Origin of the sequence: Diaphorobacter limosus, assembly GCF_033100095.1 — a bacterium.
Lineage (GTDB): Bacteria > Pseudomonadota > Gammaproteobacteria > Burkholderiales > Burkholderiaceae_C > Alicycliphilus > Alicycliphilus limosus.
Window position 1 is genome coordinate 470,476 of the sequence record NZ_CP136921.1, and the last position, 15,727, is coordinate 486,202.

The 15,727-nt window shown below is 61.7% G+C and carries 9 protein-coding genes and 7 pseudogenes; 6 read left to right on the forward strand and 10 right to left on the reverse strand.

The window, feature by feature from the left end; all coding sequences use genetic code 11:
* The first annotated feature begins 187 nt into the window (after window positions 1-187).
* Together istA (P4826_RS02335) and P4826_RS02340 are read left to right on the forward strand one after the other, a co-directional pair.
* Window positions 188-1,711, forward strand: coding sequence for an IS21 family transposase (gene istA / locus P4826_RS02335; RefSeq protein WP_317703691.1), 1,524 nt, complete (start codon window positions 188-190; stop codon window positions 1,709-1,711).
* Window positions 1,704-2,223: pseudogene (locus tag P4826_RS02340) on the forward strand (ATP-binding protein); the annotation flags it as partial. The gene istA (P4826_RS02335) and the pseudogene P4826_RS02340, both read left to right, overlap by 8 nt.
* A 102-nt stretch (window positions 2,224-2,325) precedes the next feature.
* On the opposite strand, the gene P4826_RS02345 reads toward P4826_RS02340, so the two are convergent.
* The 3 genes from P4826_RS02345 to P4826_RS02355 form a co-directional block, all read right to left on the reverse strand.
* Complete coding sequence (locus tag P4826_RS02345; protein ID WP_047350851.1) at window positions 2,326-3,597, reverse strand: IS256 family transposase; 1,272 nt, start codon at window positions 3,595-3,597, stop codon at window positions 2,326-2,328.
* A 445-nt stretch (window positions 3,598-4,042) separates the two neighbouring features.
* Window positions 4,043-5,071 carry an IS110-like element ISPa29 family transposase gene (locus P4826_RS02350; protein WP_317700680.1) on the reverse strand — a complete coding sequence of 343 codons (1,029 nt, stop codon included), beginning with the start codon at window positions 5,069-5,071 and terminating at the stop codon, window positions 4,043-4,045.
* 139 nt (window positions 5,072-5,210) lie between these two features.
* Window positions 5,211-6,482 carry an IS256 family transposase gene (locus P4826_RS02355; protein ID WP_317702013.1) on the reverse strand — a complete coding sequence of 424 codons (1,272 nt, stop codon included), beginning with the start codon at window positions 6,480-6,482 and terminating at the stop codon, window positions 5,211-5,213.
* A 55-nt stretch (window positions 6,483-6,537) separates the two neighbouring features.
* On the opposite strand from P4826_RS02355, the pseudogene P4826_RS02360 reads away from it, so the two are divergent.
* Both P4826_RS02360 and P4826_RS02365 read left to right on the forward strand, forming a co-directional pair.
* Window positions 6,538-6,825: pseudogene (locus P4826_RS02360) on the forward strand (ATP-binding protein); the annotation flags it as partial.
* 167 nt (window positions 6,826-6,992) lie between these two features.
* Window positions 6,993-7,859 (forward strand): annotated as a pseudogene (locus tag P4826_RS02365) (tyrosine-type recombinase/integrase); the annotation flags it as partial.
* Between the two features lie 38 nt (window positions 7,860-7,897).
* On the opposite strand, the pseudogene istA (P4826_RS02370) reads toward P4826_RS02365, so the two are convergent.
* The 5 genes and pseudogenes from istA (P4826_RS02370) to P4826_RS02390 form a co-directional block, all read right to left on the reverse strand.
* A pseudogene (gene istA, locus P4826_RS02370) lies at window positions 7,898-9,361 on the reverse strand (IS21 family transposase); the annotation flags it as partial.
* A 505-nt stretch (window positions 9,362-9,866) separates the two neighbouring features.
* Window positions 9,867-10,058, reverse strand: coding sequence for a hypothetical protein (locus P4826_RS02375; RefSeq protein WP_317702400.1), 192 nt, complete (start codon window positions 10,056-10,058; stop codon window positions 9,867-9,869).
* A gap of 14 nt (window positions 10,059-10,072) precedes the next feature.
* On the reverse strand, window positions 10,073-10,411 hold the full coding sequence (locus P4826_RS02380) for an XRE family transcriptional regulator (protein WP_317702401.1): 339 nt from the start codon (window positions 10,409-10,411) through the stop codon (window positions 10,073-10,075).
* Entirely contained in the window at window positions 10,404-10,769 is a 366-nt protein-coding gene (locus tag P4826_RS02385) for a type II toxin-antitoxin system RelE/ParE family toxin (RefSeq protein WP_317702402.1), read from the reverse strand. Before P4826_RS02385 ends, P4826_RS02380 begins: the two co-directional genes overlap by 8 nt.
* 77 nt (window positions 10,770-10,846) lie before the next feature.
* Window positions 10,847-11,077, reverse strand: a pseudogene (locus P4826_RS02390) (tyrosine-type recombinase/integrase); the annotation flags it as partial.
* 50 nt (window positions 11,078-11,127) lie between these two features.
* Between P4826_RS02390 and P4826_RS02395 the strand changes: the two are divergent.
* A pseudogene (locus tag P4826_RS02395) lies at window positions 11,128-11,646 on the forward strand (ATP-binding protein); the annotation flags it as partial.
* 53 nt (window positions 11,647-11,699) lie between these two features.
* Here the strand turns inward: P4826_RS02395 and P4826_RS02400 are convergent.
* The gene (locus tag P4826_RS02400; RefSeq protein WP_317702013.1) at window positions 11,700-12,971 is read right to left on the reverse strand and encodes an IS256 family transposase; all 1,272 of its coding nucleotides are present in this window, start codon (window positions 12,969-12,971) and stop codon (window positions 11,700-11,702) included.
* 50 nt (window positions 12,972-13,021) lie between these two features.
* Between P4826_RS02400 and P4826_RS02405 the strand changes: the two are divergent.
* Window positions 13,022-13,315, forward strand: a pseudogene (locus P4826_RS02405) (ATP-binding protein); the annotation flags it as partial.
* A gap of 310 nt (window positions 13,316-13,625) precedes the next feature.
* Here P4826_RS02405 and brxL read toward each other — a convergent pair.
* The gene (gene brxL / locus P4826_RS02410; protein WP_317702403.1) at window positions 13,626-15,722 is read right to left on the reverse strand and encodes a BREX system Lon protease-like protein BrxL; all 2,097 of its coding nucleotides are present in this window, start codon (window positions 15,720-15,722) and stop codon (window positions 13,626-13,628) included.
* Between the last annotated feature and the right edge of the window lie 5 nt (window positions 15,723-15,727).

Consider the following 15,727-nt stretch of genomic DNA (forward strand, 5'->3'; position numbering starts at 1 on the left):
CTGGCCTCGCGAGCGCCCCCCCTGCGAAGGCGGCGTTTTTGCCCCCGCCGACGCCTCCCTGTTCTCCGTTTGTTGACGCCGACCGAAAACTGAGCCACTTTTTGCGGTGATGCCGACGCAAATTTGAGCCAGGTGTTTTACCTACCCTGCTGCATTTTTGAGCAGGGGAATGAAGAAGGTGATCACCATGGACATGATTGGCAAGATCAGGCGGATGCACCGCCGGGACAAGAAGACGAAGAGGCAGATATCGAGGGAGACGGGGCTATCGAGGAACACGGTGGCCAAGTGGCTCGATGTTGAGTCGCTCGAGCCCAAGTACCGCCGGGAGGCGGTCAAGACCACGAAGCTGTCGGCCTATGAGGCCGAACTCACACAAGCGTTGAAGGCCGATGCCAGGCGGCCCAAGAAGGAGCGGCGCACGGCCAAGGCGCTGTTTGCGCAGATCAAGGCGGCCGGATACGAGGGTGGGTACACACGGGTGACGGACTTCATCCGCAAGTGGCGCCAAGGCAAAGGCCAGGGCGATGCAGCCAAGGCTTTCGTGCCCCTGACGTTCGAGCTGGGCGAGGCCTTCCAGTTCGACTGGAGCGAAGACGGGCTGGTGATCGGTGGGGTGTACTACCGGCTGCAGGTCTCGCACATGTTGCTGTGCGCCAGCGGCGCGTTCTGGCTGGTGGCCTACCCCAGCCAGGGCCACGAGATGCTGTTCGATGCCCACACCCGCAGCTTTGAGGCCCTGGGCGGCGTGGCGCGCCGGGGCATTTACGACAATATGAAGACGGCCGTTGACAAGGTCAAGAAGGGCAAGGGCCGCGTGGTCAACGCCCGCTTTGCCGCCATGTGCGCGCACTACCTGTTCGATGCGGACTTTTGCAACCGCGCCAGCGGCTGGGAGAAGGGGCGCGTGGAGAAGGACGTGCAGGACAGTCGCAGGCGCATCTGGCTGGAGGCCGGGCAGCGGCGCTTTGGCAGCTTTGCCGAACTCAACGCCTGGCTGGGCGAGCGCTGCCGGGCCCTGTGGCAGGAGTTGCGCCACCCGCAGCACAAAGAATTCAGCATCGCTGAGATGCTCGAACTCGAGCAAGAGCACCTCATGCCCATGCCTGCGGCGTTTGACGGCTACGTCGAGCACCCGGTGCGGGTCAGCAGCACCTGCCTGGTGACAGTGGCGCGCAACCGCTACTCGGTGCCCTGTGAATGGGCAGGGCAGATGGTCAGCACGCACCTGTACCCGGCGCAGATCGTGGTGGTGGCCGGCGATACCGTGGTGGCCACGCACGAGCGCCTGAGCGAGCGCAACCAGACACGCTACGACTGGCAGCACTACGTGCCACTGATCGAGCGCAAGCCAGGGGCGCTGCGCAACGGCGCTCCGTTTGCCGATCTGCCCGACCCCTTGCAACGCATGCGGCGCGCCCTGCTGCATCAGGACGGCGGCGACAAGGTCATGGCGCAGGTGCTGGCCGAAGTGCCCAAGCAAGGGCTGGACGCGGTACTGGTGGCGGTGGAGCTGGCGCTGCAGAGCGCCCCACCCTCAGGGCGGGTGAGCTGCGAACACGTCATCAACGTGCTGGCACGCTTGCAGGCACAGCCCCTGCCCGAGACAGTTGCGACCATCCTGCAGGTGAGCCAGGCCCCCCTGGCCGACACGGCACGCTACGACAGCCTGCGCACAGACATTGTCGTGCAGGAGGCCGATCATGCGTGAGTTGGACAAAGAGCTCAAAGAGCTGCGCCTGTATGGCATGGCGGGGGCCTGGGAGGATCTGGTCAAGCAAGGCGGTCATGCGACATGGGAGGCTCGCGCTGGTTGCTGGAGCACCTGCTGCAGGCCGAGGCGGCGACCGTGCCATGCGCTCGATCAGCTACCAGATGCACACGGCCAAGTTCCCTGTGCACCGCGACCTGGCGGGCTTTGACTTCGAGTGCTCGCCGGTGGGCAGAAAGCTGATCGAACAGCTCGCAGGCATGGCGTTCACCGAGCAGGCGCACAACGTGGTGCTGGTAGGTGGCCCCGGCACGGGCAAGACGCACCTGGCCACGGCCATCGGCGTGGCGGGCATCACGCGCCATGGCTCACGGGTGCGGTTTTACTCCACAGTGGATCTGGTCAACGCGCTGGAGCAGGAGAAGGCCCAGGGCAAGGCGGGGCGCATCGCAGCGAGCTTGCAGCGCATGGATCTGGTCATCCTCGATGAACTGGGGAGTGTCAGGATTTCTGTGTGTGAGGCTGTTGAATCCGTCACTCAATCTGGGAGTGTCAGGATTTCTGTGTGTGAGGCTGTTGAATCCGTCACTCAATCGTGAGGCGGTTTGGTGATCTTACTGGCCCGATCTGGTAAATCGGTCCTCGTAGAGGATCGCAAATTGGTTCATCGCTGATTTCCAGTGGTTGGCCGCCCGCCCCCAGTCCGCGGTGATGTTGCGCAGCGCCAGCCAGATCAGCTTGGTGGCCGCCTCGTCGCTGGGGAAGTGGCCGCGCGTTTTGATGATCTTGCGCAGCCGTGCGTTCACGCTCTCGATGGCGTTGGTGGTGTAGATCACGCGCCGCACCTCGGGCGGGAAGGCGAAGAACGGGATGACCTTGTCCCAGGCCCGGCGCCAGGCGCTGACCACGGTCGGGAACCGCTGCCCCCAGGGGCCGGCCGCAAACGCATCCAACTCGGCCTCGGCCGCCTCGGCGCTCACCGCGGTGTAGATGGGTTTGATGGCTGCGGCCAGCGCCTTGCGGTCTTTCCATGACGCAAAGTCCAGGCCACCCCGGATCAGGTGCACGATGCAGGTCTGCAGCGTCGTCGCCGGGAACACTGCGCCCAGCGCCTCTGGCATGCCCTTGAGGCCGTCGGTGACGGCAATCAGGATGTCCTGCACCCCGCGCGTCTTCAGATCGTTGAAGACCTTCATCCAGAACTTCGCCCCCTCGGTGTTCTCGATCCAGATTCCCAGGATGTCGCGCGAGCCGTCAGGCAGTACGCCCAGCGCCAGGTAGACGGCCTTGGAGCGCACCACCGCATCCTCGCGAATCTTGACCCGCAGCGCATCGAAGAACACCACCGGGTACATCGCCTCCAGCGGCCGTGTCTGCCAGGCCGTGACCTCGCCCATCACCTCATCGGTGACACGGCTGATGAGCTCGGGCGAGACGTCCACCGAGTACATCTCAGCCAGGAAACCCTGGATCTCGCGCACCGTCATGCCGCGTGCGTACATGGCGATGATCTTGTCGTCGAAACCCGTAAAGCGCCGCTCGTGCTTGCCAATGAGCTGCGGCTCGAAGCTGCCTTCGCGATCGCGTGGGACATCGATGCGCAGCGCCCCCACATCGGTCAGTACGGTCTTGGTGCTCTTGCCGTTGCGGTGGTTGGCTGATCCGCCTGTGGGCTTGGCTTGGCCGGGCGCATAGCCTAGGTGATGACTCATCTCGGCGCCCAGCGCCCGCTCAAGAATTGACTTCTTGAACTGATCGAACAGCCCTTGGACTTGGCCCGGCGTCATGGGCCCGGTCACCAGCTGGTCAAGCAGCTCGGCCGGGATGTGAAATTGCGGCTGTGCCGCCTGGTCCGCCAAAGCGGTGGGTTTGGTCTTGCGTGGCATTCATGCTCCTTGTCGACATGCTATGCCTCACACACAAAATTTCTGACAAGCTCCTCAATCTACAAGGGCTTCCCCACCTTTGCAAGCAATACCTCTCCCTGGGTTGATCGCACAGCGATCAACCCAGGCATGGTTTTCGTCAATTTCAGATCAGCTCCCAGCCTTGTGCATGCAGCGCGTCGATGCTTCTTGGCAAACGGTGCGGACGGCGTGACTACAAACGGTCATTACGCTGCCTTCTGGTTGGCAGCAAACCCTGATGAAAGACGCGCGCCGGGGGCTCCATTCGTTAGTCGGGCTTTGGGATGGCTCCCATGAGTCCCCTTGAGTTAACCGAGCATTCCCCGGCGCAGGTCCTTGCCTTTTGCACATCAACGACTGCCTTCACGCGGCGGATTTCTGATCTGTCAGCTTGTTCTGGTGTCTGTTGCGTAGCCGGCCCAGCTCACGCGGGCATCTTGAAGGCCTCCCCGCGCTGCAGCACGGCCCAGCACATGCGGGCGTTCTTGGCGGCAATGGCCACCACGGCGCGCCAGTAGCCCCGGCGCTCGGCCAGGCTGCGGGCCCAGCGGCTGATGGGGTCTTGCTTGGGCGTGCGGGTGTTCATGGCAGCGGCAAGCACCGCTCTGGCTCCCATCACCAGCAGGCTGCGCAGGTAGGCGTCTCCGGCTTTGGTGATGCGTCCCAATCTCTGCTTGCCGCCCGAGCTGTATTGCCCGGGCACCAGGCCCAGCCAGGCGCTGAAGCTGCGCCCGCAGGCGAAGTCGTGGCCATTGCCCACGGTGCTGATGAGTGCCATGGCGGTGGTCTGGCCAATACCGCCGAGTTGCATCAACTGCTGCGCCTGGGTGCTGTGGCGGGCCATGAGGGCGATGTGGCGGTCGTACTCGGCGATGCGTTCATCAAGCCGGGTGACTTCACTCAAGAGATCGCCGATGACAGTGTTGGCCCAGCCGGGCAGCTCTTCGAGGCGTGCCAGCGCTTCACGGCGCACGGTGGCGGCTTTGAGGGGCAGCACCAGCCCCAACTCCGAGAGCAGACCCCGAATGCGGTTGAGCGTGGCGGTGCGTTGTTCCACGAATCCCTGGCGGGTGCGGTGCACCATGAGCTGGCCTTGCTGCTCGATGCTCTTGTGGGGCACGAAACGCATCTGGGGGCGGGTGACGGCTTCGCAGATCGCTGCGGCATCGGCCGCGTCGTTCTTGCCGCGTTTGCCCGAGAGGCGGTAGGGGGCGACGAACTTGGGGGCCATCAGCCGCACGGTGTGGCCGAGCTTCTCGAATTCCCGGGCCCAGTGGTGGGCGCCGGAGCATGCCTCCATGCCGATCAGGCACGGGGGCAAGGTGGCGATGAGTTCCAGCAGGTTGCTGCGCGCTACGCTCGGGCGCACGAGGGCTGGCTTGCCTGCCGCATCCACGCCGTGTACGGCAAAGACGTTCTTTGCCAGGTCGATTCCTACGGTTACGATGGTCATGGACTTCCCCTTCCAATGAAACAAGCGTGTTGATGAGAGATTGCACTTCCCATCGTGGCACTTTGATGCCGTTCTGCGCAAATGCGCGCTGCGCTTGGGACGGGGAAGTCCCTTTCATTCGTGAGGCGGCTTGGTGATCTTACTGGCCCGATCTGGTAAATCGGTCCTCGTAGAGGATCGCAAATTGGTTCATCGCTGATTTCCAGTGGTTGGCCGCCCGCCCCCAGTCCGCGGTGATGTTGCGCAGCGCCAGCCAGATCAGCTTGGTGGCCGCCTCGTCGCTGGGGAAGTGGCCGCGCGTTTTGATGATCTTGCGCAGCCGTGCGTTCACGCTCTCGATGGCGTTGGTGGTGTAGATCACGCGCCGCACCTCGGGCGGGAAGGCGAAGAACGGGATGACCTTGTCCCAGGCCCGGCGCCAGGCGCTGACCACGGTCGGGAACCGCTGCCCCCAGGGGCCGGCCGCAAACGCATCCAACTCGGCCTCGGCCGCCTCGGCGCTCACCGCGGTGTAGATGGGTTTGATGGCTGCGGCCAGCGCCTTGCGGTCTTTCCATGACGCAAAGTCCAGGCCACCCCGGATCAGGTGCACGATGCAGGTCTGCAGCGTCGTCGCCGGGAACACTGCGCCCAGCGCCTCTGGCATGCCCTTGAGGCCGTCGGTGACGGCAATCAGGATGTCCTGCACCCCGCGCGTCTTCAGATCGTTGAAGACCTTCATCCAGAACTTCGCCCCCTCGGTGTTCTCGATCCAGATTCCCAGGATGTCGCGCGAGCCGTCAGGCAGTACGCCCAGCGCCAGGTAGACGGCCTTGGAGCGCACCACCGCATCCTCGCGAATCTTGACCCGCAGGGCATCGAAGAACACCACCGGGTACATCGCCTCCAGCGGCCGTGTCTGCCAGGCCGTGACCTCGCCCATCACCTCATCGGTGACACGGCTGATGAGCTCGGGCGAGACGTCCACCGAGTACATCTGAGCCAGGAAACCCTGGATCTCGCGCACCGTCATGCCGCGTGCGTACATGGCGATGATCTTGTCGTCGAAACCCGTAAAGCGCCGCTCGTGCTTGCCAATGAGCTGCGGCTCGAAGCTGCCTTCGCGATCGCGTGGGACATCGATGCGCAGCGCCCCCACATCGGTCAGTACGGTCTTGGTGCTCTTGCCGTTGCGGTGGTTGGCTGATCCGCCTGTGGGCTTGGCTTGGCCGGGCGCATAGCCTAGGTGATGACTCATCTCGGCGCCCAGCGCCCGCTCAAGAATTGACTTCTTGAACTGATCGAACAGCCCTTGGACTTGGCCCGGCGTCATGGGCCCGGTCACCAACTGGTCAAGCAGCTCGGCCGGGATGTGAAATTGCGGCTGTGCCGCCTGGTCCGCCAAAGCGGTGGGTTTGGTCTTGCGTGGCATTCATGCTCCTTGTCGACATGCTATGCCTCACACACAAAATTTCTGACAAGCTCATGAACTGGGTTATCTGCCCTTCAGCCAGGCTGGAGGTGCCTTGTTGTTCCATCTGCTCTCCAAGCTCTACGAGCACACCAGCGTGATGATCACGACCAACCTGGACTTCAAGGAGTGGTCCAGCGTGTTTGGCGACGCCAAGATGACCACGGCGCTGCTGGATCGGCTCACGCACCATTGCCACATCGTGGAGACGGGCAACGAGTCGCACCGCTTCCTGCACAGCACGGCCGTGGCCAAGAAACGCATCAAGGCACGTGAACAGGCACACAAGGGGCAGCCGTTTTGAAGGCCAGAAGGCAAGCCGCTGGCGCGGCTTGCCTTCTTCAATACCGATGACAACAGTCCTTCAAGGAGATTACTAACCGGGATCAGGCACTACACTTATCCACAGCCGGCCCTCTCAGGCTGGCTTGCAGCCCTGGCTCAAAATTCAAGCGGCACGGTGGCTCAATTTTGAATCGGCGCCAACACCTGTGGCTCAAAGTCACCGAAGGGGGCTCCAAGTCCTGGATTCTGCGCTACGCCTTCAACGGTCGTGAGCGCTGGACGGGGCTGGGGCCATACCCCGAAGTGTCCCTGGCCGATGCCCGCGACAAAGCCATGGACTGGCGTCGTCAGGTGCGCCAAGGCATCGACCCCATGCAGGTCAAGCACCAAGCCGCTGCCGTAGCGCGTGCCGAGCAAGCCAAAACTATCACGTTCGACAGTTGTGCTGAGCGCTACATCGAATCACACCGCTCGGGCTGGAAGAATGCCAAGCACGCCGACCAGTGGACGAACACGCTGCAAACCTACGCAGCCCCCATCATCGGCAAGATGGATGTCGCGCTGATTGAAACCGCGCACATCATGCGTGTGCTTGAACCGGTGTGGCACACCAAGGCAGAAACCGCATCGCGCCTGCGGGGGCGTTTGGAAGCGGTGCTGGATTGGGCCACCGTGCACCGGTACCGCACGGGAGACAACCCCGCCCGCTGGAAAGGACACCTGGACGCACTGCTGCCTGCACGCTCCAAAGTCGCCAAATCAAAGCACTTCGCTGCACTGCCATGGCGCGACATGAAACCCTTCATGGCCGAGCTGCGCCAGCAAAGTGGCATTGGTGCACTGGCGCTGCAGTTCACCATCCTCACCGCCGCCCGCTCAGGCGAAGTGCGCGGCATGGCCTGGTACGAGGTGGACTTTGAGCACAAACTGTGGACCGTCCCAGGCGAACGCATGAAAGCTGGTAAAGAGCACCGCGTACCGCTATCGGATGCTGCCATGCAATTGCTGGAGTCTTTGAAGGACACCAGGCTGGCAGATACCGACATCGTGTTCCCCAGCGCGCGTGACCATAAACCCCTCTCCGACATGACACTCAGGGGGGCCTGGCTCACCTGCAGGATGGTCGCAACTGTCTCGGGCAGGGGCTGTGCCTGCAAGCGTGCCAGCACGTTGATGACGTGTTCGCAGCTCACCCGCCCTGAGGGTGGGGCGCTCTGCAGCGCCAGCTCCACCGCCACCAGTACCGCGTCCAGCCCTTGCTTGGGCACTTCGGCCAGCACCTGCGCCATGACCTTGTCGCCGCCGTCCTGATGCAGCAGGGCGCGCCGCATGCGTTGCAAGGGGTCGGGCAGATCGGCAAACGGAGCGCCGTTGCGCAGCGCCCCTGGCTTGCGCTCGATCAGTGGCACGTAGTGCTGCCAGTCGTAGCGTGTCTGGTTGCGCTCGCTCAGGCGCTCGTGCGTGGCCACCACGGTATCGCCGGCCACCACCACGATCTGCGCCGGGTACAGGTGCGTGCTGACCATCTGCCCTGCCCATTCACAGGGCACCGAGTAGCGGTTGCGCGCCACTGTCACCAGGCAGGTGCTGCTGACCCGCACCGGGTGCTCGACGTAGCCGTCAAACGCCGCAGGCATGGGCATGAGGTGCTCTTGCTCGAGTTCGAGCATCTCAGCGATGCTGAATTCTTTGTGCTGCGGGTGGCGCAACTCCTGCCACAGGGCCCGGCAGCGCTCGCCCAGCCAGGCGTTGAGTTCGGCAAAGCTGCCAAAGCGCCGCTGCCCGGCCTCCAGCCAGATGCGCCTGCGACTGTCCTGCACGTCCTTCTCCACGCGCCCCTTCTCCCAGCCGCTGGCGCGGTTGCAAAAGTCCGCATCGAACAGGTAGTGCGCGCACATGGCGGCAAAGCGGGCGTTGACCACGCGGCCCTTGCCCTTCTTGACCTTGTCAACGGCCGTCTTCATATTGTCGTAAATGCCCCGGCGCGCCACGCCGCCCAGGGCCTCAAAGCTGCGGGTGTGGGCATCGAACAGCATCTCGTGGCCCTGGCTGGGGTAGGCCACCAGCCAGAACGCGCCGCTGGCGCACAGCAACATGTGCGAGACCTGCAGCCGGTAGTACACCCCACCGATCACCAGCCCGTCTTCGCTCCAGTCGAACTGGAAGGCCTCGCCCAGCTCGAACGTCAGGGGCACGAAAGCCTTGGCTGCATCGCCCTGGCCTTTGCCTTGGCGCCACTTGCGGATGAAGTCCGTCACCCGTGTGTACCCACCCTCGTATCCGGCCGCCTTGATCTGCGCAAACAGCGCCTTGGCCGTGCGCCGCTCCTTCTTGGGCCGCCTGGCATCGGCCTTCAACGCTTGTGTGAGTTCGGCCTCATAGGCCGACAGCTTCGTGGTCTTGACCGCCTCCCGGCGGTACTTGGGCTCGAGCGACTCAACCTCATCGAGCCACTTGGCCACCGTGTTCCTCGATAGCCCCGTCTCCCTCGATATCTGCCTCTTCGTCTTCTTGTCCCGGCGGTGCATCCGCCTGATCTTGCCAATCATGTCCATGGTGATCACCTTCTTCATTCCCCTGCTCAAAAATGCAGCAGGGTAGGTAAAACACCTGGCTCAAATTTGCGTCGGCATCACCGCAAAAAGTGGCTCAGTTTTCGGTCGGCGTCAACACCTTCACATTCCCTTGGACTCGCTGGCCAGCACCGCGCCGCCGAAAAGCGGACGCTGGTGAACTTCCGCTCTAAACCTGGAGCGGTCGGCATTCCAGGACGTCGAAGGCCAACCCTAGCCCCCCTGCCTATCAAGGCTAATGGGACGCGCCGTGTTCGCCGAGCACGGATGGCTAGTTCGATTGGCCGCTGAATCTCAGCAACGTTACGCCTATCGGAAACCCCGGCATATCTACGCACCATGTCATGGTCGCCAGTAGCTATTCGAAAATTTCGAGCAACTAAATAGGTAGCCACCTTTTGAGCACAAGGACGCTGCCGCTAGCAGTCCATCGCGCTACCGAGAATGTGGAGACGTTCACAGACGCTAAAAACCGTCCTTGACCGATCTATAGCTGGGAGCGCTGCGTGACGATGTCTTCCGCCTCGCACACCTCGTCAGCTAGACACAACGCATCGTATTGACGCAGCGACTTCAGATCCATGAAGCCCGCTTTGTGCAAGTCGGTAGCAGTGTCATGCAGTGCGGCAAGCAGCGAGCTGGCAGCCTTTTTTGCTTCCGCAGGCAGTGCAGTTTCCATTGGAAAGTAACCACTCACGAGGGCATTGCAGCCTGTGTCGGAGCACCCAGCTCAGCAAAGTTGCTGATCTTCACCGCCCCATCGGGAAACCGTGCAATGACCTCCAGCTCACCCCCCATCGCTTGGATGTGGCTGCGTAGCGTTGAAAGATACATGTCTGTGCGCTTCTCCATCTTGGCGATAGAGGGTTGCTGCACATGCAGTACATCTGCCAGCATCTTTTGCGACAGCCCCCGAGCTTGGCGCAGCTCGTGCAGCGGCATTTCGTTCAGCATAGTTTGCGCGAGTTCAGCGGCTTGAGCACGCGCTTGAGGGCTCATTGCAGCCCGCAATTCAGAAAATTTCTTAGCCATCTATTTCTCCTTCACGGCGTAGCTGGACCAGATGCTCGTCATACAACCGATCAGCGATTGGCACATGCACTTCGTACCAGCGGTCATCACCCGTCTTGTCACCGCCGATCAATAAAATTGCCATTCGGCGAGGGTCAAAGGCATACAGCGTGCGAAACGGCCGCCCGCCGTGCTGCGTGCGCAATTCACGCATGTGCCCGTGGCGAGAACCGTTGATACCGCTGCTGTGGGGGTGACCGAGTGAGGGGCCACGCTCTTCCAGCAACGCTACTGAAGCTGCCAAGGACACTTGCTCCTGCTCAGACAAGCCTTCCCACCAAGCTTCAAACTCATCGGTGTACTCAACGTCCCAAGACATAGTTCAATATAGCCCCCAAGGAATATTCCGTCAAGGGAATAGATTGTGATTGATTCAACAGCCACTGCACCGTGTTTTCATAGCGAGTGCTCGGCCCAAGCCTGCATCATCGCGCGCCGCTTCTCCAGCATGTCCCCGCGCCGGTAGGCTGCCTCCACCTTGTTGCCCACAATGTGCGCCAGCGCCATTTCCGCCATTTCCTGGGGGTAGTCGGTGGCTTCAGCTGCCCAGTCCCGGAACGAGGACCGGAAGCCGTGCACTGTGATGTCGTCGCGCTTCATGCGCCGCAGCACGGCGGTGGCCGACACGGCACGCTACGACAGCCTGCGCACAGACATTGTCGTGCAGGAGGCCGATCATGCGTGAGTTGGACAAAGAGCTCAAAGAGCTGCGCCTGTATGGCATGGCGGGGGCCTGGGAGGATCTGGTCAAGCAAGGCGGTCATGCGACATTGGAGAGCTCGCGCTGGTTGCTGGAGCACCTGCTGCAGGCCGAGGCGGCGGACCGTGCCATGCGCTCGATCAGCTACCAGATGCACACGGCCAAGTTCCCTGTGCACCGCGACCTGGCGGGCTTTGACTTCGAGTGCTCGCCGGTGGGCAGAAAGCTGATCGAACAGCTCGCAGGCATGGCGTTCACCGAGCAGGCGCACAACGTGGTGCTGGTAGGTGGCCCCGGCACGGGCAAGACGCACCTGGCCACGGCCATCGGCGTGGCGGGCATCACGCGCCATGGCTCACGGGTGCGGTTTTACTCCACAGTGGATCTGGTCAACGCGCTGGAGCAGGAGAAGGCCCAGGGCAAGGCGGGGCGCATCGCAGCGAGCTTGCAGCGCATGGATCTGGTCATCCTCGATGAACTGGGAGTGTCAGGATTTCTGTGTGTGAGGCTGTTGAATCCGTCACTCAATCGTGAGGCGGCTTGGTGATCTTACTGGCCCGATCTGGTAAATCGGTCCTCGTAGAGGATCGCAAATTGGTTCATCGCTGATTTCCAGTGGTTGGCCGCCCGCCCCCAGTCCGCGGTGATGTTGCGCAGCGCCAGCCAGATCAGCTTGGTGGCCGCCTCGTCGCTGGGGAAGTGGCCGCGCGTTTTGATGATCTTGCGCAGCCGTGCGTTCACGCTCTCGATGGCGTTGGTGGTGTAGATCACGCGCCGCACCTCGGGCGGGAAGGCGAAGAACGGGATGACCTTGTCCCAGGCCCGGCGCCAGGCGCTGACCACGGTCGGGAACCGCTGCCCCCAGGGGCCGGCCGCAAACGCATCCAACTCGGCCTCGGCCGCCTCGGCGCTCACCGCGGTGTAGATGGGTTTGATGGCTGCGGCCAGCGCCTTGCGGTCTTTCCATGACGCAAAGTCCAGGCCACCCCGGATCAGGTGCACGATGCAGGTCTGCAGCGTCGTCGCCGGGAACACTGCGCCCAGCGCCTCTGGCATGCCCTTGAGGCCGTCGGTGACGGCAATCAGGATGTCCTGCACCCCGCGCGTCTTCAGATCGTTGAAGACCTTCATCCAGAACTTCGCCCCCTCGGTGTTCTCGATCCAGATTCCCAGGATGTCGCGCGAGCCGTCAGGCAGTACGCCCAGCGCCAGGTAGACGGCCTTGGAGCGCACCACCGCATCCTCGCGAATCTTGACCCGCAGGGCATCGAAGAACACCACCGGGTACATCGCCTCCAGCGGCCGTGTCTGCCAGGCCGTGACCTCGCCCATCACCTCATCGGTGACACGGCTGATGAGCTCGGGCGAGACGTCCACCGAGTACATCTGAGCCAGGAAACCCTGGATCTCGCGCACCGTCATGCCGCGTGCGTACATGGCAATGATCTTGTCGTCGAAACCCGTAAAGCGCCGCTCGTGCTTGCCAATGAGCTGCGGCTCGAAGCTGCCTTCGCGATCGCGTGGGACATCGATGCGCAGCGCCCCCACATCGGTCAGTACGGTCTTGGTGCTCTTGCCGTTGCGGTGGTTGGCTGATCCGCCTGTGGGCTTGGCTTGGCCGGGCGCATAGCCTAGGTGATGACTCATCTCGGCGCCCAGCGCCCGCTCAAGAATTGACTTCTTGAACTGATCGAACAGCCCTTGGACTTGGCCCGGCGTCATGGGCCCGGTCACCAACTGGTCAAGCAGCTCGGCCGGGATGTGAAATTGCGGCTGTGCCGCCTGGTCCGCCAAAGCGGTGGGTTTGGTCTTGCGTGGCATTCATGCTCCTTGTCGACATGCTATGCCTCACACACAAAATTTCTGACAAGCTCGATGAACTGGGTTATCTGCCCTTCAGCCAGGCTGGAGGTGCCTTGTTGTTCCATCTGCTCTCCAAGCTCTACGAGCACACCAGCGTGATGATCACGACCAACCTGGACTTCAAGGAGTGGTCCAGCGTGTTTGGCGACGCCAAGATGACCACGGCGCTGCTGGATCGGCTCACGCACCATTGCCACATCGTGGAGACGGGCAACGAGTCGCACCGCTTCCTGCACAGCACGGCCGTGGCCAAGAAACGCATCAAGGCACGTGAACAGGCACACAAGGGGCAGCCGTTTTGAAGGCCAGAAGGCAAGCCGCTGGCGCGGCTTGCCTTCTTCAATACCGATGACAACAGTCCTTAAAGGAGATTACTAACCGGGATCAGGCACTACACTTATCCACAGCCGGCCCTCTCAGGCTGGCTTGCAGCCCTGGCTCAAAATTCAAGCGGCACGGTGGCTCACTTTTGAATCGGCGCCAACACAATAGGCCAAGGTGCCCTGCGGGGACGCATCGCCGCTGTGCTTGAATTGCGATTGGCTTTGCAGTGAGCACAGTTGCCCACGGATTAGGTCTGTTGCTTATCAGGCCCCGGTTGCCCGGGGTGTTTCAGGCTCTAAAGATGTCTACCTTGGTCTCCAAACACTTGCGCAGACTCATATCCATAGCGCCTATCTCGAACCAGCTGCTAGGTCGTTGGTAGAAGTCCAGACCCCGACCGATCTTGATGACCCAGCCGTTGTCGAGTCGAATCTCTCTGTCATGCAGATTGGGGTTGACATTGATTTCCAGCTCTACGTCCTGCTCCAGCAGGCTTTGGCGCAGCTGATCAAGCTTGTCGTTCATGTCGGCCAACGGCGTGGTGTCGTCGAAGCTAGTCATCAGCGAGATCTTGCGCAATGTTCCTGCTTTCAAAACAGCCTCACAGAACCGTACAAAATTCTGGATCTGATGAGGCAAACGGATATAGGGATCTTCTACCTGAACCGTTTTCGCGCCCTGCAGGTACGGCCCCATGATGGACTCGTAGGTGTGACCCGTGTCGCCGTACAGGATGGTGAAGTGCTGTTCGGCAGGCGCCGGTTCTAGCGCAGCTTGCGCTGGCGCCGGTGTTGTAACTACGGCCGCAAACTCTGCCAGCTCGGCTGGCTTCGTGAGCGTCACATCAAGGGCCGTGCCATGCGATTCCCCCAGGTCCAGAGCGCCCGCCTCTGAAGGGCTCAGCGATGTCCTGGCGGGTTGCTGCGTAGCACTCGCATCCTTCGACTCGGGGCAGAACACGACAACCTCAGTGCCATCCGTGCGTTGGTAGGAAAGATTGATCTGAGCAAACTCGTCGTCAGGCTTGCGCTTGTTCATCTGCTCTTTCACCCGCCGCCTGCATTCCACCGCATAGGCCACGTATTCCTCGAACTCTTCGTCCGTGGCCGTGCCCGATGGGTGCAGGATTTTGAGGAAGGCGCACACCGTCTTTTTGATGCCTTTTTCATCCCGACCTTCGACCGACTTGCCCAGGCGAATGCGTTTAGTGACTTCCTCGTACCGGTTCGTGTGTTTGAACTGGTGGTGGAACGCCTCGGCCAAATAGTCAGTGATGAATCCGTAGTTGTTGGTCAGAAATGCACTGCTGTTCTTGGGCATCTCCCAGCCAGGGATATATGCGGCAAACCGGTCCATCACAGCCAGGTCAAACTCTGCTGGCAACGGCTGGAAAAGGTCATGCTTGACCGAGTTCACCACCTGGCTGATTGACAGGTCAAAGTTGCCCACGAAGCTCAAGCTCGCATCGGCAATGACCTCGGCGCCACGGGAGAAGCGCCCATTGGCCATGAAGTCCTTCATGATCTGGATCGTGTCGGGATCCTTGACCTTGATGCCACCCACCTCGTCAAACGCAACCGTATCCCAGAACCCCACCAGGCCCACCTTACGACGGGCATTGTTGTAGAAGAGGGTGGATTTCGTGGCCTGACCGCCAGAAATGAGCGTCGCGTACGGCGAAAACTCGCTGAAGAAGTACGATTTTCCGGTGCCGCGAGGCCCCAGCTCGATGTAGTTATAGTTCGGCTCGACCAGGGCGGCCAGGCGAGCGATGAAGTGCATCTGCACCCGCTTCGAGAGTTTCTCAGGCTCCAGCCCGACCGTGCGCAAAATGATGGTCACCCACTCATCACGGGTGAAATGCTTGCGCCCTTCGCAGTAGCGCTCAAAGTCAAACCGACTGATCTGGATGGGCCGCATGTCTTCCACGTGGAAGGCGTAGTCATCCTCTTCAATCGGGTTATGCGCCAGCGTGACCTCGGCCCAGATGCCGCCTTCGAGCAAGCGGTCGTTGTCCCGGTAAAACTTCTCGCCGATCGCGATGCGCTGCGAGTTGAAGTTCTCCAGCGACGCCCAGTGTCGCTTCTCCTTCTCGACGTACCGCACATGAATCTTGTCGATAAAGCGGTGCTTACCTTTGGTCGCCACTTTGGACTGCGCAGCGTTGGCCTCGTCGGGCTTGACGTAGTTGTCCTGCAGGCTCGCGATCACCGCCTCCATGCCGGAATCCATTTCCGCCTGGTCATCGCTCGCACAGAAGCGGGCCAGCAAGAACTCCAACACGAAGGTGGGCACGTTCGTGCCCTTCTTGATGCGGTGCAACAGGTCCTTTCTGAGCACCTTGCCGTCAAAGGCATCGATCAGTTTTCGGTCGAGTTCGTTCATGGTTT

What these genes read in the sequence shown, in the direction of transcription:
- istA (WP_317703691.1), top strand. Translation starts at nt 188, where the DNA reads ATGGACATGATTGGCAAGATCAGGCGGATGCACCGCCGGGACAAGAAG.
- P4826_RS02345 (WP_047350851.1), bottom strand. Translation starts at nt 3,597, where the DNA reads ATGCCACGCAAGACCAAACCCACCGCTTTGGCGGACCAGGCGGCACAG.
- P4826_RS02350 (WP_317700680.1), bottom strand. Translation starts at nt 5,071, where the DNA reads ATGACCATCGTAACCGTAGGAATCGACCTGGCAAAGAACGTCTTTGCC.
- P4826_RS02355 (WP_317702013.1), bottom strand. Translation starts at nt 6,482, where the DNA reads ATGCCACGCAAGACCAAACCCACCGCTTTGGCGGACCAGGCGGCACAG.
- P4826_RS02375 (WP_317702400.1), bottom strand. Translation starts at nt 10,058, where the DNA reads ATGGAAACTGCACTGCCTGCGGAAGCAAAAAAGGCTGCCAGCTCGCTG.
- P4826_RS02380 (WP_317702401.1), bottom strand. Translation starts at nt 10,411, where the DNA reads ATGGCTAAGAAATTTTCTGAATTGCGGGCTGCAATGAGCCCTCAAGCG.
- P4826_RS02385 (WP_317702402.1), bottom strand. Translation starts at nt 10,769, where the DNA reads ATGTCTTGGGACGTTGAGTACACCGATGAGTTTGAAGCTTGGTGGGAA.
- P4826_RS02400 (WP_317702013.1), bottom strand. Translation starts at nt 12,971, where the DNA reads ATGCCACGCAAGACCAAACCCACCGCTTTGGCGGACCAGGCGGCACAG.
- brxL (WP_317702403.1), bottom strand. Translation starts at nt 15,722, where the DNA reads ATGAACGAACTCGACCGAAAACTGATCGATGCCTTTGACGGCAAGGTG.